The organism is Micromonospora sp. M61, assembly GCF_018070245.1.
Taxonomy (GTDB): Bacteria; Actinomycetota; Actinomycetes; order Mycobacteriales; family Micromonosporaceae; genus Micromonospora; species Micromonospora zamorensis.
The window spans coordinates 13171-36623 of the sequence record NZ_JAGPYA010000036.1 but is presented as its reverse complement, the minus strand read 5'-3'; the positions used below and the strand labels follow the sequence as shown (position 1 = coordinate 36623).

Annotated in this window: 22 protein-coding genes; 8 read left to right on the top strand and 14 right to left on the bottom strand. The window is 72.1% G+C overall.

The features are described 5' to 3' along the window. Positions 1 to 18: 18 nt before the first annotated feature. The 3 genes from KBX34_RS20770 to rimP are packed head-to-tail and all read right to left on the bottom strand — an operon-like array spanning position 19 to position 2097. Positions 19 to 351 (bottom strand): YlxR family protein, encoded by a 333-nt coding sequence (locus KBX34_RS20770; RefSeq protein WP_088946704.1) that lies wholly within the window; start codon positions 349 to 351, stop codon positions 19 to 21. A 16-nt stretch (positions 352 to 367) separates the two neighbouring features. After that, a complete protein-coding gene (gene nusA / locus KBX34_RS20765) occupies positions 368 to 1411 on the bottom strand; it encodes a transcription termination factor NusA (RefSeq protein ID WP_088946703.1) in 1044 nt (347 codons plus the stop codon). Beyond that, on the bottom strand, positions 1408 to 2097 hold the full coding sequence (rimP, locus tag KBX34_RS20760) for a ribosome maturation factor RimP (protein ID WP_088951521.1): 690 nt from the start codon (positions 2095 to 2097) through the stop codon (positions 1408 to 1410). The genes nusA and rimP overlap by 4 nt, the downstream gene beginning before the upstream one ends. A gap of 230 nt (positions 2098 to 2327) precedes the next feature. Here rimP and KBX34_RS20755 point away from each other — a divergent pair, with 230 nt between their 5' ends. The 7 genes from KBX34_RS20755 to KBX34_RS20725 all read left to right on the top strand — a co-directional run bounded on the left by KBX34_RS20755 (position 2328) and on the right by KBX34_RS20725 (position 8839). Further along, the gene (locus tag KBX34_RS20755; RefSeq protein ID WP_210926418.1) at positions 2328 to 2780 is read left to right on the top strand and encodes a hypothetical protein; all 453 of its coding nucleotides are present in this window, start codon (positions 2328 to 2330) and stop codon (positions 2778 to 2780) included. Further along, positions 2777 to 3214: a ferritin-like domain-containing protein gene (locus tag KBX34_RS20750; protein WP_210926397.1), complete on the top strand. Its 438-nt coding sequence runs from the start codon at positions 2777 to 2779 to the stop codon at positions 3212 to 3214. The genes KBX34_RS20755 and KBX34_RS20750 overlap by 4 nt, the downstream gene beginning before the upstream one ends. Positions 3215 to 3266: 52 nt before the next feature. Then, a complete protein-coding gene (locus KBX34_RS20745; RefSeq protein ID WP_210792196.1) occupies positions 3267 to 3869 on the top strand; it encodes a PadR family transcriptional regulator in 603 nt (200 codons plus the stop codon). Continuing rightward, on the top strand, positions 3866 to 4600 hold the full coding sequence (locus KBX34_RS20740) for an ABC transporter ATP-binding protein (RefSeq protein ID WP_231927249.1): 735 nt from the start codon (positions 3866 to 3868) through the stop codon (positions 4598 to 4600). The genes KBX34_RS20745 and KBX34_RS20740 overlap by 4 nt, the downstream gene beginning before the upstream one ends. A 32-nt stretch (positions 4601 to 4632) precedes the next feature. Further along, complete coding sequence (locus KBX34_RS20735) at positions 4633 to 7368, top strand: FtsX-like permease family protein (RefSeq protein WP_307871453.1); 2736 nt, start codon at positions 4633 to 4635, stop codon at positions 7366 to 7368. 84 nt (positions 7369 to 7452) lie between these two features. Beyond that, a complete protein-coding gene (locus KBX34_RS20730) occupies positions 7453 to 7953 on the top strand; it encodes a nitroreductase family deazaflavin-dependent oxidoreductase (protein ID WP_088946697.1) in 501 nt (166 codons plus the stop codon). 151 nt (positions 7954 to 8104) lie between these two features. After that, positions 8105 to 8839, top strand: a complete 735-nt coding sequence (locus KBX34_RS20725; RefSeq protein ID WP_099851270.1) for a hypothetical protein — start codon at positions 8105 to 8107, stop codon at positions 8837 to 8839. A gap of 6 nt (positions 8840 to 8845) precedes the next feature. Here KBX34_RS20725 and KBX34_RS20720 read toward each other — a convergent pair whose 3' ends face one another. Further along, positions 8846 to 9559: a VIT1/CCC1 transporter family protein gene (locus KBX34_RS20720; protein ID WP_088946695.1), complete on the bottom strand. Its 714-nt coding sequence runs from the start codon at positions 9557 to 9559 to the stop codon at positions 8846 to 8848. A 55-nt stretch (positions 9560 to 9614) separates the two neighbouring features. After that, positions 9615 to 10472: a type I methionyl aminopeptidase gene (gene map, locus KBX34_RS20715; RefSeq protein ID WP_088946694.1), complete on the bottom strand. Its 858-nt coding sequence runs from the start codon at positions 10470 to 10472 to the stop codon at positions 9615 to 9617. Positions 10473 to 10567: 95 nt separating this feature from the next. On the opposite strand from map, the gene KBX34_RS20710 reads away from it, so the two are divergent. After that, entirely contained in the window at positions 10568 to 10882 is a 315-nt protein-coding gene (locus tag KBX34_RS20710; RefSeq protein ID WP_179782588.1) for an STAS domain-containing protein, read from the top strand. A gap of 21 nt (positions 10883 to 10903) precedes the next feature. Here the strand turns inward: KBX34_RS20710 and KBX34_RS20705 are convergent, their stop codons facing one another. The 9 genes from KBX34_RS20705 to KBX34_RS20660 all read right to left on the bottom strand — a co-directional run bounded on the left by KBX34_RS20705 (position 10904) and on the right by KBX34_RS20660 (position 23437). Continuing rightward, entirely contained in the window at positions 10904 to 14563 is a 3660-nt protein-coding gene (locus KBX34_RS20705; protein WP_210926393.1) for a SpoIIE family protein phosphatase, read from the bottom strand. Between the two features lie 193 nt (positions 14564 to 14756). After that, the gene (locus tag KBX34_RS20700; RefSeq protein ID WP_088946691.1) at positions 14757 to 15308 is read right to left on the bottom strand and encodes a pyridoxamine 5'-phosphate oxidase family protein; all 552 of its coding nucleotides are present in this window, start codon (positions 15306 to 15308) and stop codon (positions 14757 to 14759) included. 47 nt (positions 15309 to 15355) lie between these two features. Next, entirely contained in the window at positions 15356 to 16054 is a 699-nt protein-coding gene (locus KBX34_RS20695) for a gamma-glutamyl-gamma-aminobutyrate hydrolase family protein (RefSeq protein WP_307871452.1), read from the bottom strand. Positions 16055 to 16168: 114 nt separating this feature from the next. Further along, positions 16169 to 16936, bottom strand: a complete 768-nt coding sequence (locus KBX34_RS20690; RefSeq protein WP_210926391.1) for a 3-oxoacyl-ACP reductase — start codon at positions 16934 to 16936, stop codon at positions 16169 to 16171. A gap of 5 nt (positions 16937 to 16941) precedes the next feature. Continuing rightward, on the bottom strand, positions 16942 to 18297 hold the full coding sequence (locus KBX34_RS20685) for an aldehyde dehydrogenase family protein (RefSeq protein WP_210926389.1): 1356 nt from the start codon (positions 18295 to 18297) through the stop codon (positions 16942 to 16944). 125 nt (positions 18298 to 18422) lie between these two features. Next, positions 18423 to 19787: a glutamine synthetase family protein gene (locus KBX34_RS20680; protein WP_210926387.1), complete on the bottom strand. Its 1365-nt coding sequence runs from the start codon at positions 19785 to 19787 to the stop codon at positions 18423 to 18425. 459 nt (positions 19788 to 20246) lie between these two features. Continuing rightward, positions 20247 to 21833, bottom strand: a complete 1587-nt coding sequence (locus KBX34_RS20670; RefSeq protein ID WP_099851255.1) for an amino acid permease — start codon at positions 21831 to 21833, stop codon at positions 20247 to 20249. Between the two features lie 296 nt (positions 21834 to 22129). Further along, positions 22130 to 22876, bottom strand: a complete 747-nt coding sequence (locus KBX34_RS20665) for an MBL fold metallo-hydrolase (protein ID WP_210792188.1) — start codon at positions 22874 to 22876, stop codon at positions 22130 to 22132. A 60-nt stretch (positions 22877 to 22936) separates the two neighbouring features. Next, entirely contained in the window at positions 22937 to 23437 is a 501-nt protein-coding gene (locus tag KBX34_RS20660; protein ID WP_088951520.1) for a DUF456 domain-containing protein, read from the bottom strand. Between the last annotated feature and the right edge of the window lie 16 nt (positions 23438 to 23453).

The following is a 23453-nucleotide window of genomic DNA, read 5'->3' as shown; positions in this document are numbered from 1 at the left end:
AGGGACTTCATCGTGTGCTCATGTCGGTCGTCCTACCCTGCTAGCGACCCTCGCCCGGTCGGGCTGACCGGACGTAGTGGTTGGCGCATCGACGTGCTCCGCCAGCACACCGTGGTCAAGGACCTCGGTGATGCGCAACGCACGCCCGAAGGCGCGGCGCCGCACCGCCAGCGCGAAGCAGGCCGGATCCGGGTGCATGTTCGCTCCCCGACCCGGCAGCCTGCGAAGCGGATCAGGCCGGAGACTGTAACCAGCCTCGTCCCTGACCGCGACTATCCGCAGCAATTCGCTGGCCGGCGCACGTTGCCGGCAACCCACACAGGTGCGCTCCGGCAGCGCGCGTCGTACCACTGGAGGAAGTCTACCCCTAGCTGCCCGAGATCGCTCCGCCCGGCTCCCGCACGTGATCAGCCGACCCTCGCGCGGCCGGGGCGGTCTGCTCCGCATCCGAGCGAATGTCGATCCGCCAACCGGTCAAGCGGGCAGCGAGTCGGGCATTCTGCCCCTCCCGACCGATGGCGAGCGAGAGCTGGAAGTCGGGGACGGTCACCCGGGCGGCCCGGTTGGCCAGGTCGACCACCTCGACCCGCAACGCCTTGGCAGGTGACAACGCGTTGCCGACGAAGGTGGCCGGGTCGTCCGACCAGTCGATGATGTCGATCTTTTCGCCGTGCAGTTCGCTCATCACGGCGCGCACCCGCTGGCCCATCGGGCCGATGCAGGCGCCCTTGGGATTCACACCGGGGGTGGTGGAGCGTACGGCGATCTTCGTACGGTGACCTGCCTCACGGGCGATCGCGCCGATCTCCACAGTGCCGTCGGCGATCTCCGGCACCTCCAGCGCGAACAGCTTCTTGACCAGCGCCGGGTGCGACCGGGACAGGGTGATCTGCGGCCCGCGCATGCCCTTGGCCACGTGCACCACGACGCAGCGGACCCGTTCACCGTGGGCGTACCGCTCACCGGGCACCTGCTCGGACTGCGGCAGCACACCCTCCAGCTTGCCCAGGTCGACGCTGACGATGCCCTTCTCGGTGCGCGTCTCGTGCGCCTGCACCACGCCGGTGACCAGGTCACCCTCGCGGCCCACGTACTCGCCGAAGTGCACCTCGTCGGTGGCCTCCCGCAGACGCTGGAGGATCACCTGCTTGGCGGTCATGGCCGCGATGCGGCCGAAGTCGTGCGGGGTGTCGTCCCACTCCCGCACCAGGCTGCCGTCGGCGTCCATCTCCTGCGCGTACACCAGGGCGGCGCCCGACTTACGGTCGATCTCCACCCGGGCGTGCGGCTCGGCGCCGTCGGTGTGCCGGTAGGCGGTCAGCAACGCGGTCTCGATCGCCGCGAGAATCGTGTCGAACGGGATCTCCCGCTCGCGCTCGAGTGCGCGCAGCGCCGCGAGGTCGATGTTCACCTCTCCTCGTCCTCCACATCATCTTCGTCGTCGATGTCGTCTGAATCGTCGATCTCGTCTGAATCGTCCGCGTCGTCGAACTCCTCGTCCGGCTCACCGAGTTCGGCGAGCCGGGTGAACTCGACCTGCACGCGGCCCGGGCCCAGCTGGGCGTACGCCCAAGAGGTGCGGCCGTCCTCGGTCTCCAGCTGCACGCCCTCGTCGTCGGCCGCGATCACCCGACCGGTCAGCTGGCGGTCGCCGGTGGGCTGCTCGCCGCGCTGTTCGGGCAGCGCGGCCGCGCCCCGGACGGTGACCTTGACCAGCCGGCTCACGTTGCGCCGCCAGTGCCGGGGCAGGGTCAGTGGCCGGTCGACGCCCGGCGAGCTGACCTCCAGCTGGTATTCCCCGGCGACGATGTCGCCGCCGGCTTCCTCCGCGGCGTCCAGCGCGGCCGAGACCGCCCGGGAGACGTCCGCGACGGCGTCCAGGTCGATCCCGCCGTCGGCGTCCACCATCACCCGCACCACGTGCCGGCGACCGGCCCGGGAGACCGTCAGGTCCTCCAGGTCGTAGCCGGCGTCGTTGACGACCGGCTCGATCACAGCTCGTAGTCGGGCACGTCGCCCGGCGAGATCACCACCGCGGGGACCCGCGGCATCGCGGGGTCGACCTGTCGGCCTGGTGGCACGGCCACGCTGCGTCATCTCCGCACCCTTTCCCTGGTCGACGGTGATCGGCCGTCCCGCCATGCCGGCACGCCACCGGAGCGGACACGCCGGTGGCTGCGCAGAGCGTAACGCGCCTGCCCGGCAGCGGACCGGGCGGCGCACCGACGCCGGTCGCCCCTGGACCGACGCCGATGGTGTTGACTTGCCCGGTGGGGATCGGCAGAACGACACAGCGCGACCAGGCATCCGGACATTCCCGGCGAAAGTTGCTGCGCGGCGGGGCGCTACTGGTGCTCGGCGGCGTCGCTGCGCCGCTGACCGGCTGTGATCTTTTCGACCGTGACGACCAGCCGGCGCCACCACCGGACCCGCTGCGCCCGATGGTGGACGAGTCACTGGCGCTGGCCGAGGCACACCGGAGTGCGGCCACCGCTCATCCCGACCTGGCCGACCGGCTCGGCCCGATCGCCGAGGCGCACACCGCACACGCCACCGAACTGGCCCGGGTGATCGGTGTCGCCCTGCCGTCGGCGGCGGCCACCGCCCCCACCACCGCCCCGGCGGCCGAGCCGGCCGGCGCGCTCGCCGCACTGCGCGCCCTGGAGAAGACCGCCCAGCAGTCCGCCACCCAGGCCTGCGCCGCAGCGCCAGCGGAACGGGCCGCGCTGCTCGGGTCGATCGTCGCCGCCCGAGCCACCCACCAGGAGGCACTGAAGTGAGGCAGCCGTCCTCCGGCGAGGCCCTCGCCTCCGCCCTGTCCGCCGAATACGCGGCCATCTACGCCTACGGGCGGATCGGCGTCCGGCTCACCGGCGCCGCCCGGGAGGCGGCGCACCAGGCGGAGGCCGCGCATCGACGCCGACGCGACACCCTCGTGGTGCAGCTCACCACCGCCGGCGGCGTCGTGCCTCCGGACCGCGCCGGGTACGCGCTGCCGTTCCCGGTCACCGACCGGGCGAGCGCCCTGCGGCTCGCCGCCGAGGTCGAGGAACGCACGGCAGCGCACTGGCGGGCGGCTCTGGCGTCCACCACCGGCGCCGACCGGAACCAGGCGTTGACGGCCCTGGTCGAGTACGCCGTGCGCGCCACCCGGTGGCGTAAGACGGCCGGGTCGACCCCGCTGACTGTCCCGTTTCCCGGACGTCCGGCCTGAGCGGGTCCACTCCGGTTGCGGTACGCATACCAGGTATGCATACTCCGTTGCCATGTCCATCCGTCACGGGTTGCTCGCCCTACTCGAACGCGGCCAGATGTACGGCTACCAGCTGCGCGCCGCGTTCGAGGAGTCGACCGGCTCGACCTGGCCGCTGAACATCGGGCAGGTCTACACCACGCTGTCCCGGCTGGAGCGCGACGGTCTGGTGCGCCCGCTGCCGGAGAGCGAGGCTGGGCAGCGCCCGTACGAGATCACCGACGCCGGCCGGGCGGACCTGGCGCTGTGGTTCGCGACCCCGGTCAGCCGAACCGACCGGCCCCGCGACGAGCTGGCGATCAAGCTGGCGTTGGCGCTGACCACCCCCGGTGTCGACGTCCGCTCCGTGGTGCAGGCCCAGCGCAGCGCGACCATGCGGGCCCTGCAGGAGTTGACCCGGTTGAAGTACGGCAGCAACCGACCGGAGGACCTCCCCTGGCGCCTCGTGCTGGACTCGATGGTGTTCCAGGCCGAGGCCGAGGTGCGCTGGCTGGACCACTGCGAGACGAGCCTGGTCCGGCACCAGCCCAGTGATCAGGCACCCGCACCTCCCCGACCGGGTGACGCCGAGGCACGTGCCGCTGCCAGATGGGCCGGCGAGGAGGCGCGACGGTGAGCGGATCGGACGACGCGGTGCTGGAACTCCGCGCCGTCCACCGCACCCACGGCGCCGGACCGGCGGCGGTGCACGCGCTGCGCGGCGTCAGCCTGGCCGTCCGGCCCGGTGAGCTGGTCGCCGTGATGGGGCCGTCCGGCTCCGGCAAGTCGACGTTGCTGGCCCTCGCCGGAGGGCTGGACCGCCCGACCGGCGGCGAGGTCCGGGTCGAGGGGCAACCGCTGGGGGCACTGGACCGGCGCGGGCTCGCCCAACTGCGTCGCCGCCGGATCGGTTACATCTTCCAGCAGCTCAACCTGCTCGGCAGCCTGAGCGCACTGGAGAACGTGGCGCTCCCGCTGGAACTCGACGGCACCAGCGGACGCCGGGCCCGGGCGCTGGCCATGGCGGCGCTCACCGAGGTGGGTCTGCCCGCACTGGGTGACCGCTTCCCCGACCAGCTCTCCGGCGGCCAGCAGCAGCGGGTGGCCATCGCCCGTGCCCTGGTGGGAGAACGCCGACTGGTGCTCGCCGACGAGCCCACCGGGGCACTGGACTCGCAGACCGGTGAGGCGGTCCTCCACCTGCTGCGCCGCCGGATCGACGCGGGCGCCGCCGGGGTGCTGGTCACCCACGAGGCGCGACATGCCGGCTGGGCCGACCGGGTGGTGTTCCTCCGCGACGGTGTGCTGGTCGACACCACGGCACCGTTGGGCAGCGTGGAGCAACTGCTGTCCGGCAGCGACCGGTGACCATCCGCCGGACCAGGCAGGCCCCTGGCCGGGTGGACGCCCCCACGGCGGAGCCGGTCGAGCCACCCGCTCTCGTCGGCCGGCGGCGGATCGCCGAGCTGACCGGCTCCTGGCGGGCGGCGCTGCGCATCGCCCGGCGGGAGTCCCGTCGGGCCCGACGACGGACCGCCCTGGTGCTCGCGATGATCGCCCTGCCGGTGGCGGCGCTGGCCTTCCTGGCGGCGAGCTACGACATGGCCGAGCTGACTCCGCAGGAACGCGTCGACCGCCGGCTCGGCGTGGCCGACGCGGAGCTGCGCTGGATCGCCGACAACCCGGTGGGACAGGACGATCGGGGTGAGGGCTGGTTCACGCGGGACGACACGTACCTGCCCCCCGCAAAGGCGACCGCGGCCCAGTTGACCGCGCTGCTCGGGCCCGGAAGCCGGGTCACCGAGGTACGCACGTACATCACCCTGACGCTGCGGGGCCCACACCGCGACGAGGAGGTGACCGGGCGGGCGCTGGACCTCGACGACCCGTTGGCCCGCGCGCTGGTGCGGTTCCGGGCCGGCCGGGCGCCGCAGCAGCCCGGCGAGGTCGCGGTCAGCCCGGCGGCGCTGCGTCGCCTGGACCTCCACCTCGGCCGTGCCGTCGCCGTGGCCGACGGAAGCAGGGCGTACACCGTTGTCGGGGTGGTCGAGTTCCCCGACGATCTCGGCCCGTTGGTGGCGTTGCACCCGGGAGCCGCGCCGCCGACCGGTCCCGAGACGGACAGCGTGTGGCTGGCGGACATACCCGGAGCCGTCGACGCCGCCCTGGTGTCCCGGCTCAACGACCGGGGGGTGGTGGTCACCCCACGTCCCCCGACCCAACCGGACCGGTCGTGGCTCGGCTCGATCAACCTGGGCGACACCAACGACCTCAGCACCGGCGTGCTGATCGCCGGCCTCGGGCTGCTGGAGGTCGTACTCCTGGTCGGGCCGGCGTTCGCCGTCGGCGTCCGTCGCCGTCGGCGGGATCTGGCGCTGGTCGCGGTGGCCGGCGGGGACGCCGCCCAGCTCCGCCGGGTCGTGCTGGCCGACGGAGTGGTGCTGGGTGTGCTGGGCGCCGCCGCCGGCCTGCTCGTCGGTGTCCTCGCGGCGTTCGCCGCTCGTCCCCTGGTGGAGCAGTACGTGTTCGGCGCGCGCTTCGGCGGGTACCGCTGCTGGCCCGCGGCGCTGGTGCTGCTCGGTGGGGTCGCGGTCCTGGCCGGGGTGCTCGCCGCGCTGGCACCGGCCTGGTCGGCCGCCCGGCAGGACGTCAGCGCCGGCCTGACCGGTCGGCGTACCCCACCGGTGTCCCAGGCCCGCTGGCTGGCCCTCGGCCTGGGACTGGTGGCCGGCGGGGCCGGGCTGGCGGCGTTCGGGGCCGCCCGGACCTCACCGGCGGTGATCCTCACCGGCCTGATCCTCGGCGAACTGGGCCTGGTCTGCTGCACGCCCACGCTGATCGGGGCGCTCGCCCGCCTCGGTCGGGTGTTGCCACTGGCCCCGCGGATCGCGTTGCGCGACGCGAGCCGCAACCGGGCCGCCGCGGCGCCGGCCATCTGTGCAGTGATGGCCGCCGTCGCCAGCAGCGTCGCTCTCGGCGCGTACCTCGCCAGTGACGGCGAGCGCGACGCGCGCGCCTACCAGGCGGCGCTGCCGGTCGGCCACGTGCGGGTCGACCCGATCGAGTCGACCCGGCAGCCCACGCTGACCCAGGTCGCCGCCGCGGCCCGGGAACAGTTGGGCACCGGCGCTGTCGCCCCGCTGCACAGCCTGGGCTGCGGGCCGGCGAGCACCGGCTACTGCGAGGTCACGCCCGTGCTCCCGGTGGAGCAGGCCTGCCCCTGGCAGCCCCGGGTCGGCCTTCCCGAGTCCGACCGCCGGCAGGCCCGCGCCGACCCCCGCTGTCGCATCCGTGAAATGGACTACTTCGGCGGGTACGTGCAGACCGGGGTGGACGACGGGACCGCTCTGCCACTGCTCACCGGCGCGGACCCGGCGACGACCGCCGCCGCCGCGGTGGTGCTGCGCGCCGGTGGCGTGGTGGTGACCGACCCGCGCTACCTGCACGACGGCCTCGTGACCGTACGCGTCAACGAGGTGGAGGCCGGACCGGACCAGCCGGCCGGTGTCCGCGACCTCCCGGGGTACGCGCTGCCCCGGGCGGTCGGCCCGCCCCGCCTGCTGCTGTCCGGGACCGCGGCCAGACAACTCGGCCTGAGCTGGTCCCCGGCCGGCTGGGTGATCGGCACCACCACTCCGCCCGACGAGGACCATCGGAAGCGCTTCACCGCCGCCCTGCGGTCCTCCGGGACGGTCTCGCTGAGCGTGGAGTACGGCGGTGCACCCCGCGACGTGTCACCGCTGCTGCTGCTCCTCGCGGCGGCGGCCGGTGTGATCACGGTGGGGGCGGCGGGGATCGCCACCGCGCTCGCCGCTGCCGAGGGGCGCGCCGAGATGACCACCCTCGCGGCCGTCGGCGCGGCACCCGCGTTACGCCGGCTGCTGGCGATCTGCCAGGCCGGGGTCATCGCTGGGCTCGGTTCGGTGCTCGGCATCGTGGCCGGGCTCGGCACCGCCGCGATCGTGCTGTTCTCGGTCAACCGGCAGTACGCGGACGACTGGCCGTTCGCCGACCCGTACCCGATCCTGGTGCCGTGGCCGGCGCTCGGGGTCCTGGTGCTGGTGCCGGTGGTGGCGATGCTCGGGGCCGGGCTGTTCACCCGCGCCCGGCTGCCGATCGAGCGGCAGATGGACTGACCGCCGCCCAGTGGCCGGCCGGTCGGCGATCCGGGCGCGTACGGGGGGTGCCGCCGGAGCCCCGCAGCGGGCAGACTGATTCGCGTGTCAGTGCTGGGAACTCTCACCCGTCGAGTCGGTCATCACCGCTGGTTCGGTGCCGCCGCACGCCTGCTGGTGCCCGCCGACCGGGTGGTCGGTCGGCTCACCCGGGGCCGGGTGGTGGCACTCGGCCTGATCCCCTCCCTGGTCATCACCACGACCGGCCGCCGCTCCGGAAAGCCACGCAGCAACCCGCTCCTCTACGTGCCCGACGGCGACGCGTACGTGGTGATCGGTTCCAACTGGGGGCAGACGCAGCAGCCCGGCTGGGCGATGAACCTGCTCGCCAGTCCGACCGCCGAGGTGGACGTGAAGGGCCTGCGGGTCCCGGTGCGGGCCGACCTGGCGTCCGGAGCCGAACGCGACCGACTGTGGCAACTGCTGGTCACGGAGTGGCCCGCGTACCGCAGCTACGTGCAGCGGGCCGGCGGCCGGGAGATCCGCATCTTCCGGCTGGTACCGACCGGGCGCGGCGCACCGGCCGGCCCGCCGCCGGCTGGCTAGGCTGACGCTCGGTAGCCGAGGCGAGGTGGTCCCGTGAGCGCGAGGAGTGAGCCGGGCTTGCGAGCCCCGCAGTCGCCAACAGAGGCGACCCCGTGAGCGCGAGGAGTGAGCCGGGCTTGCGAGCCCCGCAGTCGCGAACAAAGGCGACCCCGTGAGCGCGAGGAGCGAACAGGCTGGCGGCCGGGACCTCGATGATCGACGGTGGACGGTCGCGGAGCGGGTCGCCGAGGCGGTCCGACGGCGGTTTCCGGCGGACGTGCTCGCGGTCGCGGTGCACGGCCCCCTGGCGCACGGCGACGACGACGGCGGTGGGGACCGCGAGGCGGGGATGCTGGTGGTCACCTACCGGTCCGGCGCGGGTCCACCGCCCGCGACCCGGCGGGTGGACGGGGTGCTGGTCGACCTGACCGTGGCCGCCGCCGAGGACTACCTGGCGCAGGCCCGGGTGCTCTCCCCACTGTGGCCGTTGACCGCCGACCGGTACGTCACCACGCAGGCGTTGCACGACCCGACGGGCTGGTTGCGGACGCTGCGCGACGAGCACCTCGGCCGGTTGGCGAGGGCCCGGCCGGCGGAGTTCAGCACCGCGGCGCGGCAGGCCTGGTACAGGGGCAGCGCGGCGCACGCCCGGGCGGCCCGCCTGGCCGAGTGGTACGAGACCGACCAGGCCCTGCTGATGCTGGGTGAGGCCCGGTTGGCGGCGGCCACGGTGACCGGTCTGCTGAGTCGCACCTACTTCCGTGATCCCGGGGACGCGGTTCGACGCACCGGGTTGGCCGGCGCGGACATGACCGAGGTGGGTGTGGTGCTGGCCCGGCAGGCCGAGGAGCTGGCCGCCCGTGGTCGTGGGGTGGACGGCACCATCGACGAGCTGCTCACCGGTTGACCGGTGTCACAGCCCGCCCTGCACGCCGATCAGCGAGCCGATGAGGTAGGTGGCGCCGGCTGCGGCGGCACCCAGCAGCAGTTGGCGCAGGCCGCTGGTCCACCAGGGCCTGTTGGTGAAGCGGGCCACCACCGCGCCCGCGACGAACAGCCCGAGCCCGCCGACGGCCAGTGCGAGCCACAGCTCGGTGGCGCCGAACAGGTAGGTCAGTAGCGGGACCAGTGCGCCCAACGAGAAGAACAGGAACGACGAGATCGCCGCGGCCCACGGGCTGGGCTGGTCGTCGGGGTCGACGCCCAGCTCCTCGCGGACGTGCACCCGCAGCGCCTCCTCCGGGTCGCGCCGCACGGCTTCGGCGACCTGGGTGGCGAGATCACGGGGAAGGCCGCGGGCCACCCACGCGTCGGCGAGCTCCCGGGCCTCGGCCTCGGGGTGCCGTTCCAGCTCCCGCCGCTCCTTGGCGACCTCGGCAGCGACCTGCTCGTTGGCGGAGCGCACGCTGGTGTACTCGCCGAGGCCCATCGAGATCGCACCGGCGACCAGGCCGGCGGAGCCGGTGAGCACGATGCTGTGCGACGAAACCCCGCCGCCGCCGACGCCGGCGATCAGGGCGATGTTGGTGACCAGGCCGTCCATCGCGCCGAAGACGGCAGGGCGCAACCAACCGCCGGAGACGTCCGCGTGGTGCGCCTCGCGCAGGGCTGCCGGGGCGTCGGTCACGGCGCCTGCCCTTCGTTCGCGACTGCGGGACTTCGCTTCGCTGCGTTCCTCGCGCTCACGGCAGGGTCAGGATCTCGTGACCGCTGTCGGTCACCACGATGGTGTGCTCAAACTGGGCCGTCCACCTGCGGTCCTTGGTGACCACGGTCCACCCGTCGTCCCACATGTCGTACTGGTAGGTGCCGAGCGTGATCATCGGCTCGATGGTGAACGTCATTCCCGGTTCCATGATGTCCGTGGGGCGCGGGCTGTCGTAGTGCGGAACGTAGAGCCCGCTGTGGAAGGACTCGCCGATGCCGTGGCCGGTGAAGTCGCGGACGACGCCGTAGCCGAACCGCTTGGCGTACGACTCGATGACCCGGCCCACCACGTTGATCTGGCGGCCCGGGGCGACGGCGCGGATGCCGCGCATCATCGCTTCGTGGGTGCGCTCGACCAGCAGTCGGGCTTCCTCGCTGACCTCACCGACGCAGAAGGTGGCGTCGGTGTCGCCGTGCACCCCACCGATGTACGCGGTCACGTCGACGTTGATGATGTCGCCGTCCTGCAGGACTGTGGAGTCGGGGATGCCGTGGCAGATGACCTCGTTGAGGCTGGTGCAGCAGGACTTCGGGAAACCCTTGTAACCCAGCGTCGACGGGTACGCGCCGTGGTCGCAGAGGAACTCGTGCACCACCTTGTCGATCTCGTCGGTGGTCACGCCCGGCTTGCAGTGCTCGCCCGCGAGCTGGGTCGCCTGGGCGGCGAGCCGGCTGGCGATCCGCATCTTCTCGATGGTCTCCGGCGTCTGCACGTGCGAGCCGCGCCACTCCTGCGGGCGCTTCTTGCCCACGTACTCCGGTCGGGTGATCTGGGATGGCACCGGTCGCAGCGGGGAGAGCGTGCCTGGTGTCAGCGGCGGGCGAACGGTCATGCGACAAGCCTATCGCCGGGGCGGCTGGTGACCCGCGCCACGGCCGCCCGGGAGTGGTTGTTGCCCAGCCTGGTCGGCTGTGCCATGGTGTCAGCGTGGATCAAGGTGGAGCACCGCCAGTCTTCTCCGCCAGCGCGGAGATCGATGGTGACCACCTCCACGTGGTGGTGGCTGGTGAGGTCGACATGGCCACTGCCGACACCATGCTCCAGACCGCGCTGCGCGAACCCGCCGGGCAGATCACCCTGGACCTGAGCGCTGTCACCTTCTTCGACTCGGCCGCCATCCATGCTCTGGTCCGGCTCGCCCAGCAGTTTCCGGGCGCGCTGACCGTCCTGCCGTCCCGGCAGGTCCGCCGGGTGCTGGAGATCTCCGGCCTGGGTGAGCAGACCTGGCTCGACCCGGCCTGAGAGACGCCGCCGGGCGCACTGTCAGTCCCGCAGCTGCCGGCGCAGCGTCACCTCGGTGCCCTCATCGGTACGCCGCACCGTGAGGTCGCCCAGCGCCCTGATCAGGGACAGGCCGCGCCCCCGGAAACCGGAGTCGGTCGACTCGCGCCACTGCCCGCTGTCGCGCACGGTGGCCGTCACCGTCCGGTCCTCGATGGCCACCTCCACGCTGATCATGGCCTCGGCGGGGTGGATCGGGTGCTCGATGGCGTTGGCGGCGGCCTCGGAGACCGCGACGGTCAGGTCGAACACGTCCGTCTCGTTGACGGCGTGCGCGACCAGGAAGTCCTCCAGACGCTTACGCAGCACACTCAGCCGGGTCGGGTCCGCCGGCAGTCGCAACGCGAAACGGTTCAGCTCCACCGCCTCCAGTGCGAGGACGGCCACGTCGTCGCGGCGCGGCCGACCGGCGACCCGCTTCACCACCGCGTCGATCAGGTCCGCCATGTGCTCGCTGGGGGCCGCCGCGTCGACGCGCAGCTGGGCCAGCGCGGCGTCGATGTCGATCTGGCGGTCCTCGATCAGCCCGTCGGTGTAGAGCAGCAGCCGGCTGCCGGGAGCCAACTCCCCGTCGACCGCCTCGTATGTCGCGCCGGGGAGGGCGCCGACCGGTGGACCGAGCGCCCGGTCGTGCAGGAACGTCACGTCGCCTCCCGTGATCCGCAGCGGCGATGGGTGGCCGGCGCTCGCGTATCGCAGACGGCCGGTGCGCGGGTTGAACAGCAGACAGACCACCGTGGCGAAGGATCGGCGTTCGGTGGACACGACCAGTCGGTTGAGGCGGGTCAGCGACTCCCCCGGGTCGTAGCCCTCCAACAGGTACGCCCGCAGCGCGTTGCGTAGTTGTCCCATGGCCGCAGCGGCCTGGACACCCTTGCCCACCACGTCGCCGATGACCAGCACCAGTTCGTCCTCTTCGAGGGCGATCGCGTCGTACCAGTCGCCGCCGACCTCGACGTCGGCGCTGCCGGGCAGGTAACGGCTGGCCACGACCGCTCCCGGCAGTCGAGGCAGCGACCGGGGCAGCAGGCTGTGCTGCAACGTGCTGGCGATGCGGTGCTCGGCCTCGTAGAGCTGGGCGTTTTCCAGCCGCACCCCGACCAGGCGGGCCAGCTGGGTCAACGCGGCCTCGTCGGCCTGCGTGTCGTCAGCGGCCGGCCCCCAGACCCGCAGCTCGCCGAGGGGCTTGCTGGTGGTGCCGGTCAGCTCGGCCACGAAGGACGGGTCGGTGGCGGTGGCGCCGCCGGTGTCCGCCTCGCCACGGGCGCCGGTCGCGGTGACCACCACCCGGGCGGCCTCGGCGAGGCTGAGCGCGTGCCCGGCGGCCACCTGGAGCACGTCGCCGGTCGAGCGGGCGGTGTTGACATCCACCGCCGCGTCGGCCAGGGCCCGGAGCCGACGGATGATCTGGCCACGGAGCTGACCCAGCTCGACGTTGGCCCGGACCCGGGCGATCAACTCCTGGCCGGTGAACGGCTTGGTGAGGTAGTCGTCGGCACCGACGGACAGACCGGCGACGGCCTCCGCGGAGCCGGCCCGGGCGGAGAGCAGCACGATCGGCACATGACGGGTACGCGGGTCCGCGCGCAGCGCGCTCACCAGCCCGAACCCGTCCAGCCGGGGCATCATCACGTCGGTGAGCACCAGGTCGAACCCGCCCTCGCGGGCCAGCTGCAGGCCGGCCAGCCCGTCGCTCGCGGTGACCACCTCCCAGGTGGGCGAGAGCAGCCGGGTGACGTGCTCGCGCAGGTCCACATTGTCGTCGACGACCAGGATCCGACCGGCCGGAGCGGCCGCCGTCGGTGGGCTGTCGAACTCGGCTGCCGGCTCGACGCCGGTCCACAGCGCGGTCTCCGCCACATAGAGCCGGGCCTGCTCGGGCTCACCCGCGGGCAGCGGGCGGAACGCCGCCACATGCTCCGCGGGCAGGTGGGCCGACCCGAACGGGACGGTCACCGTGAAGGCGCTGCCCCGGTCGACCTCGCTGGTCAGCCCGACCTCACCGCCGTGCATCTCGACCAGCTCCCGGACCAGTGCCAGACCGATCCCGGTGCCCTCATGGGTGCGTGCACGCACCCCCGGCACCCGGTGGAACCGCTCGAAGACGTGCGGCAACTCTTCCGGCACGATGCCGATGCCGCTGTCTGTCACGTCCAGCCGGGCCATGCCGTCCACGGCCCGGACCCGCACCCGGATCTCGCCGTCGAAGGTGAACTTGACGGCGTTGGACACCAGGTTGAGGACGATCTTCTCCCACATGTCCCGGTCGACGAAGACCGGTGCCGGCAGCGGCGGGCAGTCCACCACCAGCCGCAGTCCGGCCCGCTCGGTGGCCGAGCGGAAGGTGCTGGCCAGCCGGGCGGTGTAGCCGGCGAGGTCGGTGGGCTGATAGCGGGCGGCGAGCCGGCCGGACTCCAGTCGGGAGAAGTCCAGCACGGTGTTGACCAGCTTGAGCAGGCGCAGCGCGTTGCGGTGCATCATGGTGAGCCGCTCGGTGTCGGCGGCGGGCAGCGCCGGGTCGGCCAGCATGTCCTCCAGCGGGCCGAGCACGAGGGTCAGCGGGGTACGGAACTCGTGGCTGACGTTGGCGAAGAAGTTGGTCTTCGCCCGATCCAACGCCGCCAGCTCGGCGGCGCGAGCCCGTTCCTGCTCGTACGCCCGTTGAATGCCGGCAGCCCGGGAGATCTGGGCGGCGACCAGGTCGAGGAAGTCGCGGTAGTCGTCGTTGAGCGGCAGCTGGCGGGCCACGCCGACGACCAGCGCGCCGACCGTCTGGTTGGTCGCCGTGAGCGGCAGCACGAGGGCCTGGCCGGCGGCATCGGCCGGCGGTGCATCGAGCAGCTCGGTCACCTCGACCGTGGCGGGCGCGCCATCGGCGATCACCCGGGTGAGCAGCTGAGACGTGACGTCGACGGCGGGCGGGGCGGTGCCGGTGGCGCCAGACAGGGCGAGCTGGCCGCTGTCGTCGGCCAGGTAGATCAGGGCGAACGGCAGGTCCGCCCGGTGCCGGCCGAGCACCGTGGCGGCGGTCCGGCCGAGTTCGGCGGCGCTGCCGCTGTCGTTCAGCTCGGCACCCAGTTCGGCGAGCGCCCGCAGCCGACGCTCGCCGAGCACCCGCCCGGTGGTCTCGTTGACGATGCAGTAGACGCCACTGACCGAGCCGTCGTCACCCAGGATCGGGTCGTACGAGACGTTGAAGTAGGTCTGCTCGACGAAGCCGTACCGGTCCAGCAGGAAGGGGTGATCCTCGCCACGGTAGGAACGCCCGGTGCTCCGGACGCCGTCGAGCAGCGGGCCGAGCACCGCCCAGGTCTCCGCCCAGTGCTGGCGGGCCGGCTGGCCGATCACCTGCGGGTGCTTGGCACCGATGGTCGGCCGGTAGGCGTCGTTGTAGAAGGCGGACTGCTCGTCGCCCCAGAACATGACGATCTGCGCACTGGAGGCGAGCATCATGCCGACCGCGTTGGAGAGCGCCAACGGCCAGCGACCGGGCTCGCCGAGCGAACTGGTGGACCAGTCGAAGCTGCTCAGCCGCTCGCCCATCTCGCCACCGGACGCGAACGCCGCTGCCAGCATCGGGGGGATCTCGCGGCCGGACACGAAGGGATGCCCGACGTCCCCGCCCCCCTGAGCCGAGCTCATGCAGCCTCCCGCTCCGGCCGTACCCCTCGGCCGTTGATCTTCACCCGCCGTGCCTCGACTTGTACCCAAGCGGACCAGCAACGTAACGCATCACGACTGGCGGACGCTGTTTACCTACGCCTGAGCGGTCGGGCACCGGACACTGCGGGCCCGAGGCGGCGTCGGACGGCGGTCGCAGAGGCGCCCCGACGCGTCAGAAGACAGGCAGCCCGTCGATGCTCGCCGCGTTCCTGGTGGCCCGGTAGACCACCAGGTCATCGGCCGTACGACGCGAGTGTGAGGTGAGCAACAGATCACGTTCGGCGCGGAAGTCCATCAATGGCACCGCGTAGCCGCAGGAGTCGCTGACCCGCTCCACCTCGACCGTGATCACCGCCCGGACGGCGTGCACGTCCGGCGGTGCGGGAAACTCGGCGAGCCGGTCGGCGAAGGCGTCCTCGGTCACGGCGACGCTGCTGCCCCGACCGTGCAACCGGACGATCTTCGGCGGCCCGTCGAAGGCACAGAACATCAGCGTGATCCGGCCGTTGTCCCGCAGGTGGGCGATGGTCTCCGCCCCGCTGCCGTGGTAATCGAGGTAGGCCACCCGGTGCGCCCCGAGGATCACGAACGTGCCCCGCATGCCCTTCGGCGAGACGTTGACGTGGCCCTCCGCGCCGGACGGAGCGGTGGCCACGAAGAAGACCGCCTGGGCCGCGATGAAGTCACGCAGTCGAGCGTCGATCTCCGGATAGACCTTGCCCATACGCTGATCCTCCCACCGGCGGCACCAGCGCGCGGGGGCGATGTCCGTCACACCCGCTGGCCAGAGGCCCCGACCAGGGCGGTGATCGGACGAGGGTCCGGCTCGTTCTCCGGGTGCCACTGCACCCCCAGCACGAACGGCCGGGCCGGGTCCTCCACCACCTCGACCACACCGTCCTCCGCCCAACCCGTCACCGACAACCGGCCCGGGTCGGCGACCGCCTGATGGTGGTACGAGTTGACCCGGTCCACCCCGGCCAACACCGTCGCGGCCAGACTGCCCGGCGCGAACCGCACCGGATGGCTGCCATACACCCCGGGCGCCGGACGGTGTGCCTCGTGACCGACCACATCGGGCAGATGCTGGTGCAGTGTCCCGCCGTAGGCCACGGCGAGCAGTTGCATCCCCCGGCACACCCCCAACACCGGCAGCTCGGCGGCGAGAGCGGCGGTCAGCAGGGTCAACTCACCGGCGTCCCGGTCCGGCCGGTCCTCGGTACGCGGGTCGGGCCGCTGGCCGTACCGCCCCGGACCCACGTCGGCGCCACCAGCCAGCAGCAGCCCGTCCAGGACGGCCACCACCTCGCCGTCCACGTCGTCCGGGGGCAGCACCACCGCCCGGCCGCCCGCCGCCGTCACCGCCCGCACGTACGCCGCCGGCACCAGCACGGCCGGCACGCCCCTCCAGACCGCCCAGTCGGCCGGTTCGACGTACGCGCTGATCCCGATCAGCGGCCGACTCCTCACAGGGCTGCCAAGGTTCGCGACTGCAGGGCTCGCAAGACCGGCTCACTCCTCGCGCTCACAGTGCCGGCCTCGTTCGCGACTGCGGGGCTCGCAAGACCGGCTCACTCCTCGCGCTCACAGTGGGGTGACGTAGGCGCCCGTGATGCCGCCGTCGACCACGAACTGCGCGGCGGTCATGAACGAGGCGTCGTCGCTGGCCAGGAACGCCACCGCGGCGGCGATCTCCTCGGGTTGCCCGAAGCGGCCCATCGGTACGTGCACCAGCCGACGGGCGGCCCGCTCCGGGTCGGCGGCGAACAACTCCAGCAACAACGGGGTGGCCACCGGGCCGGGGCAGAGCGCGTTGACCCGGATGCCCTCGCGGGCGAACTGCACACCCAACTCCCGGGTCATCGCCAGCACGCCGCCCTTGCTCGCGGTGTACGCGATCTGCGACGTCGCCGCGCCCATCAGCGCCACGAACGAGGCCGTGTTGATGATCGCCCCCTTGCCCTGGCGGCGCATGTGCGGAATCGCGTACTTGCAGCAGAGGTAGACGCTGGTGGTGTTGACCCGCAGCACCCGCTCCCACGCGTCGAGGCCGGTGTCCAGGATGGAGTCGTCGTCGGGCGGCGAGATGCCGGCGTTGTTGAACGCGATGTCCACCCGGCCGTGCCGGTCGACCACCCCGTCGAACAGGTCGCGTACCGCCGACTCGTCGGCGACGTCGGCGCGGACGAACTCGCCGCCGCACTCCTCGGCGGCCTTCTCGCCGGCCGCCACGTCGATGTCCACGCAGACCACCCGGGCCCCCTCGGCGGTGAACCGCCGGACGGTGGCCAACCCGATGCCGCTGCCCGCTCCGGTGACAACGGCCACCCGGTCCTGCAATCGACCCTGCACTGGCGTCACTCCTCTGTCGCGATGAACACGTTCTTGACGTCGGTGAAGGAGTGCAGCGCGTCCGGGCCCAGCTCACGGCCGAGCCCGGAACGCTTCATCCCGCCGAACGGGGTCCAGTAGCGCACCGAGGAGTGCGAGTTGACGCTCAGGTTTCCCGACTCGACGGCGCGGGCCAGGCGCAGGGCCCGACCCACGTCCCGGGTCCAGATCGAGCCGGAGAGCCCGTACTCGGTGTCGTTGGCGAGCCGGACCGCGTCGGCCTCGTCGTCGAACGGCAGCACCGAGACCACCGGGCCGAAGATCTCATCCCGCCAGTGCCGGTCGGCCGGCGAGTCGGCCAGCAGCACCGTGGGGGCGTGCCAGAACCCGGGGCCGTCGGGGCAGGAGCCGGTGAAGGCGACAGTCGCACCGGTCAGGTAGCCGGCGACCCGGTCGCGCTGGGCCGCGGAGATCAGCGGACCCATCTCTGCGGTGTCCCGGGACGGGTCCTCCACCCGCACCGCGCGTACCGCTGGTTCGAACAGTGCCAGGAACCTGTCGTACACCGGGCGCTGGACCAGGATCCGCGACCGTGCGCAGCAGTCCTGGCCGGCGTTGTCGAAGACTGCGCCCGGCGCGGTCGCGGCGGCGCGCTCCAGGTCGGCGTCGGCGAACACGATGTTCGCGCTCTTGCCGCCCAGCTCCAGGGTGAGTCGCTTCACCTGGGCCGCACAGCCGGCCATGATCCGGGTGCCGACCTCGGTGGAGCCGGTGAAGCAGATCTTGCGGACCGCCGGGTGGCTGACGAACCGCTCCCCCACCACCGCGCCCTCGCCCGGTACGACGATGAACACGTCGTCGGGCAGGCCTGCCTCGCGGGCCAGCTCGGCCAGCCGCAGCGCGGTCAGCGGGGTCAGCTCGGCGGGTTTGAGCACCACTGTGTTGCCGGCGGCGAGGGCCGGGACGAACCCCCAGGCCGCGATCGGCATCGGGAAGTTCCACGGGACGATCACGCCGACCACGCCGAGCGGCTCGTGGAAGGTGACGTCCAGCCCGCCCGGCACCGGGATCTGCCGCCCGGTCAACCGCTCGGGCGCCCCGGCGTAGTAGTCCAGGACGTCCCGCACGTTGCCGGCTTCCCACCGGGCGTTGCCGATGGTGTGGCCGGAGTTGCGGACCTCCAGCGCGGCCAGCTCGTCCAGGTGCGCGTCGACCACGGAGGCGAACCGCCGCAGCAGGCGTGCCCGGTCCCCGGGAGCCACCCTCCGCCACGCCTCGAACGCGGTGGCCGCCCGCGAGATCGCCCCGTCCACCTCCGCCACCGAGGCCCCGGCCACTTCCCGAAACCCCACCCCGGTAGCCGGATCCACAACCAGAGTCACACCCCCACCCGCCCCTCGTTGTCGATCATGAGTTGTGATGCCTCGCGAAAGTCGCAATCTGGCGCACTCCGGGCACCACAAGTCCATGATCGACGCGGCGGAGCGCTTGGGCTCGGCAGGGCGCGTTACAGGCGTTCGAAGCCACGGGTCAGCTCCCAGTCCGTCACCGCCGCGTCGAAGGCGGCCAGCTCGACCCTCGCCTGGTTGGCGTAGTGGGCCACCACCTCGTCGCCGAACGCCTCCCGGGCGACAGTGGAGCCCTCCCAGAGGGCCAGGGCGTCGCGCAGGGTGCCGGGGACCCGCTCGGCCTCCGGGTCGTCGTACGCGTTGCCGGTGCACTCGTCGCCCAGCTCCAGCTCACTGTCGATGCCGTGCAGCGCGCCGGCGACCAGCCCGGCGATCGCCAGGTACGGGTTGACGTCGGCGCCGGGCACCCGGTTCTCCACCCGCATGCCCTGCCCGTGCCCGACCACCCGCAGAGCGCAGGTGCGGTTGTCCACTCCCCACCGCAGTGCCGTGGGGGCGAACGATCCGGGCTGGTAGCGCTTGTAGGAGTTGATGTTCGGGGCGAAGAGCAGGCTGAACTCCCGCATGGTGGCCAGCAGCCCGGCGAGCACCCGCTGCCCGGTCTGTGACAGGTGCGCCGGCCCGTCGCCGAGCATCGCCGAGCCACCGGTGCTGTCCCGCAGGGAGAAGTGGATGTGGCAGGAGTTGCCCTCCCGCTCGTTCGGCTTGGCCATGAAGGTGATCGACATGCCCTCCTGGGCGGCGATCTCCTTGGCGCCGTTCTTGTAGATCACGTGGTGGTCGGCGCAGGCGACCGCCTCGTCGTAGCGGAAGGCGATCTCGTGCTGGCCGAGGTTGCACTCGCCCTTGGCACTCTCCGGGGTGAGCCCGGCAGCGGCCATCTCGGTGCGGATCCGGCGCAGCAGCGGCTCCACCCGGGCGGTGCCGAGCAGGGAGTAGTCGACGTTGTACTGGTTGGCCGGGGTGAGATCGCGGTAGCCGCGCCGCCAGGCGTCCTCGTACGAGTCGCGGAACAGCACGAACTCCAACTCGGTGCCGGCGTACGCGGTCAGCCCGTGCTCGGCCAGCCGGTCCAACTGCCGGCGCAGGATCTGCCGGGGCGAGGCGACCACGTCGCCCATTCCGTCGAGCCAGGTCAGGTCGGCCAGCAGCATCGCGGAGCCGGGCTGCCAGGGAGTACGACGCAACGTGCCGAAGTCCGGCACCATCGCGAAGTCGCCGTAGCCGCGCTCCCAGCTCGACATCGCGTACCCGTCGACGGTGTTCATGTCGACATCCACGGCGAGCAGGTAGTTGCAACCCTCACTGCCGTTGGCCACCACCTGGTCGAGGAAGAAGGGCGCGTGGAACCGCTTGCCCTGCAGGCGCCCCTGCATGTCGACCAGGGCCAACACCACGGTGTCGATCTCGCCGGCCTCGACAGCGACCCGCAACTCTTCCAGCGTCAGTGGCGTTCTGCTCATGAGCGGGCCTCCATCACCAAGGTCTACTGGCAAACCGGATCACCGTCAATGCCCCCGGCGTGGTCGGCGGCAAACCACGCGAGGAGTTGTCATGCGTCTTCGAGCAGTCCTGACCGTCGTCACTCTCGCCATCGCGCTCGGCACGGCGGTGAGCGCCGAGGCGGGGGTTCGTACGCCGGACGGGTCGGTCACCGCTGCCGGTGCCGGCGGGTTCGACTTCGCCCAGCCGCACACCGCCGCCGAGTTGGTGGGTGCCTACGGCCGGCTCCGTACCGTCGAGGTGGCCCCGGACGGCTCCCTCTGGGTGGCCACCAGCAACCGCGACGGCAATGGCACGCCGAGGCCACAGGACGACCGCATCCTCCGGTTCACGACCGGCGAGCGGCAGCCGCCACCCGCCGGCCGTGCCGGGTTCCGTCTCGCGGACCCGGTGCAGCCCTGGCCCCGGCCGGGCTCGGGTCATTCGGGGCCGTCAACCGCCGCAGGCTCTGACCTCGCGGCCGGCTCCTCGACGGTACGGACGGGCCCGGTGAACCAGGTGCGGGCCGAGGCGTACCACCAGACGGCGACCACCAGCAGCACCCCGCCGACGGCGAGCGGCGCATAGTTGACGGCCGACCAGGTGAACCCGTCGTTGCCGGGCACCCCGGCGGGCACGATGGGCAGCACGAAGTAGACCGCGATGACGGCAATCTCGATCACCGCGATCCAGCCGAGCAGCTTGTACTTGCGGCCGAGCGTCCACGGCCCGGGCACGAACCGGTCACCCATCCGCAGCCGCAGTGCAATCGGGATGAGGAAGGACAGGTAGAGCCCGAGCACCGCCACCGAGACCACCGCGTAGAAGGCGATCGGGATGCCGGCCGAGCTCTCGTAGAGAGCCGGCAGGGTCAGCACCAGGCCGGCCAGGGTCGCACCGATGATCGCGTTGACCGGGGTGCCGTTGCGGTCGACTTTCGACCAGAGTCGCCACCCTGGCACCGCCCGGTCCCGGCTGAACGCGTACGCCATGCGGCTCATCGAGGTCACGCAGCTCATCCCGCAGAAGAACTGGCCGATGGTGGAGATGATGATGACGATCTTGAAGAAGACCGGCGTCAACGCGGACTCGAAGATGGCACCGGAGAAGCCGCCCGCGGCGTTGACCGCCTCGACGTCGGTGGCCGCGAAGAGGAACGCCAGCAGCAGGATCCAGCCGCCGACAGCGGAATAGAAGATCGACTGCCAGAGCCCCCGCGCGGCGGCCTGCGAGGCGCCCCTGGTCTCCTCGGAGACGTGCGCGCAGGCGTCGAAGCCGGTGATCGTGTACTGGGTCAGCAGGAAACCCAGGGGCAGCACGTAGAACCAGAACGTCAGCCCGCCGACGTCGCCGTCACCGAAACCGGAGTTGTTGAAGCGCTCGGTGAACACGAACTGGAAGCTCTGGTGGTTGTCCGGCACGAAGACCAGGATGGCCACCACGACGGCCGCGCCGGCCACGTGCCACCAGACCGAGACGTTCTGGAGTACGTCGATGATCCGGTGCCCGAAGATGTTGATCAGCCCGTGCAGCACCAGGATGATCACGAAGAGGACGAACGCCTGGCGCAGCGTCCCCGCCCAGCCGTCGAAGAGCGCGGACAGGGTGAGGTTGAGGAACGTCGCGCAGCCGTAGTCCACCGAGGCGGTGACCGCCACCAGACCGATGAGGTTCAGCCAGCCGGTGAACCAGCCGTGCACCGGGCGACCCATGGTGGCCGCCCACCAGTAGATCCCGCCCGCGGTCGGGTACGCCGACACCAGCTCGGCCATGCAGAAACCGATGATCAGGATGAACAGCGAGATCAGCGGCCAGCCCCAGGAGATGGCGACCGGGCCGCCGTTGTTCCACGCCTGACCGAAGGTGGTGAAGCAGCCGGCCAGGATCGAGATGATCGAGAACGAGATGGCGAAGTTGGAGAAGCCACTCCACTTGCGGCGCAACTCCTGTTTGTAGCCGAGTTCGGCGAGCCGTCGGGCGTCGTCGTCCATCGGTTGCTCGGCGGTCGGCACGGGGGTCGTTGCCACTGCACACCTCCCTGAGGTGGTTCCGCGTGCGAGTGGGCAAAGTGTGATCCCGGGCGATCAAGACGGTCAATACATACTCGGCGGGAATGTCACCGCCAACGGCTAATTGTGTTGCCCCTGCGGCCACCCCGGCCGCATCCTTGAGCCCGTGACCAGCCCGTTCGCGACGGGCGTACCCCCGGGCGCTCGGACCGCCCGGACCGCGGCGGCGCGGGGCACACCTCTCTCTCACGTACGGCGCGTCGCCGTACCCGACCAGTGCCCCGCGCCCCCACCCGTCACCACGAGCCCCGGCGTCAGGCGGGCAGGTCGACCAGCAGGCCCGACCGGGCCACGTCGACCGAACCGCTGTATGCCCGCCGTGCCGCGGCGACGGCCGCGTCGGGGTCCGTGCCAGGCCACAGGTGCGTCAGCAGGACCGCTCTGCTCCGTGCCGCGGTGGCGTAGCGACCCACCTCGGCGGCGCTCGACAGGAATCCGACATGCCGGTCCGGGATCTCGTCGACATACGTCGCGTCGGCGATCAGCAGGTCGGCGTCGCGGGCCAACTCAACCAACATCGGGCTCGGCCCGGTGTCCCCGGTGTAGGCCAGCACCGTCCCGCCGGCGGTGAAGCGGGCCCCGGCGTTCGGCACCCAGTGCGGCAGTGACCATGTCCGCACGGTGAACGGACCGACGCCGAAGTTGTCGCCGGGGGTGAACCCGTGCAGTCGGTACGCCGTGTCGATGAGCCCTGACTCGTCGATCGCGAGCAGCGGGTCGAGGCTGCCGCTTGGCGCGTACACCGGCAGGGCCGGCGCGGACCGGTCGGGCAACACCCTGGCCCGCAGCAGTGGCTGCAGGTCGGCGCAGTGGTCGGGATGGCCGTGGCTGACGTACACCGCGTCGACCGCTGAGGCGGGCAGCCGGGTCAGCAGCGGTTGCACTGTCGCGTAGCCAGGATCGACCAACAGCCGAAAGCCCTGGTGCTCGACCAGAAAGCCCGCACACGCCTGCTCGGCGGAGGGCCAGGCACCAAGACCGCCAAGCACCACGACGCGCATGGGATCGACCCTAGCCGCTGCCGCTCCGCCTTATCGCCCCGAACTCGTCCGACCGGGGGATCACGCCAGCAGCAGGCCGGCCAGCCACAGTGCGGTAACGACCAGACAGGCGGCGAACTCGACCAGCATCGACAGACCGGCGGCCTTGAGCGCCTGCACTGTGGATGGCCAGGCGAGCTGGTTGCTGCCGAGCCGCAGCCGCTCCGCCGCCCACACCCCGGCGACGAAGCCGAGCACCAGCCCCACGACCGGCACCACGAAGAACCCGACGATGCCGAGCACGCCGCCGGCGAGCAGTGTGGACGTCGGCACACCGGTGCGCTTCAGGTTCCGGCCCGGCCACGCGTACTTGATCACGGTCCCGCCCGCCACGACCACAGTGGCAGCGCCGAACACCGCCCAGCCGACCATGCCGGCACCGCCGAAGACCGCCCAGACCAGCACACCACCCCAGCACAGCGGCAACGCCGGCAGGCCGGGCACCACCACGCCGGCCAACCCGGCCAGGATGGCCAGGCCGGCCACCACCGTCACCACGGTCTGCGAGTCCGTCAGGCTCACGTCGCCACCTTCCATC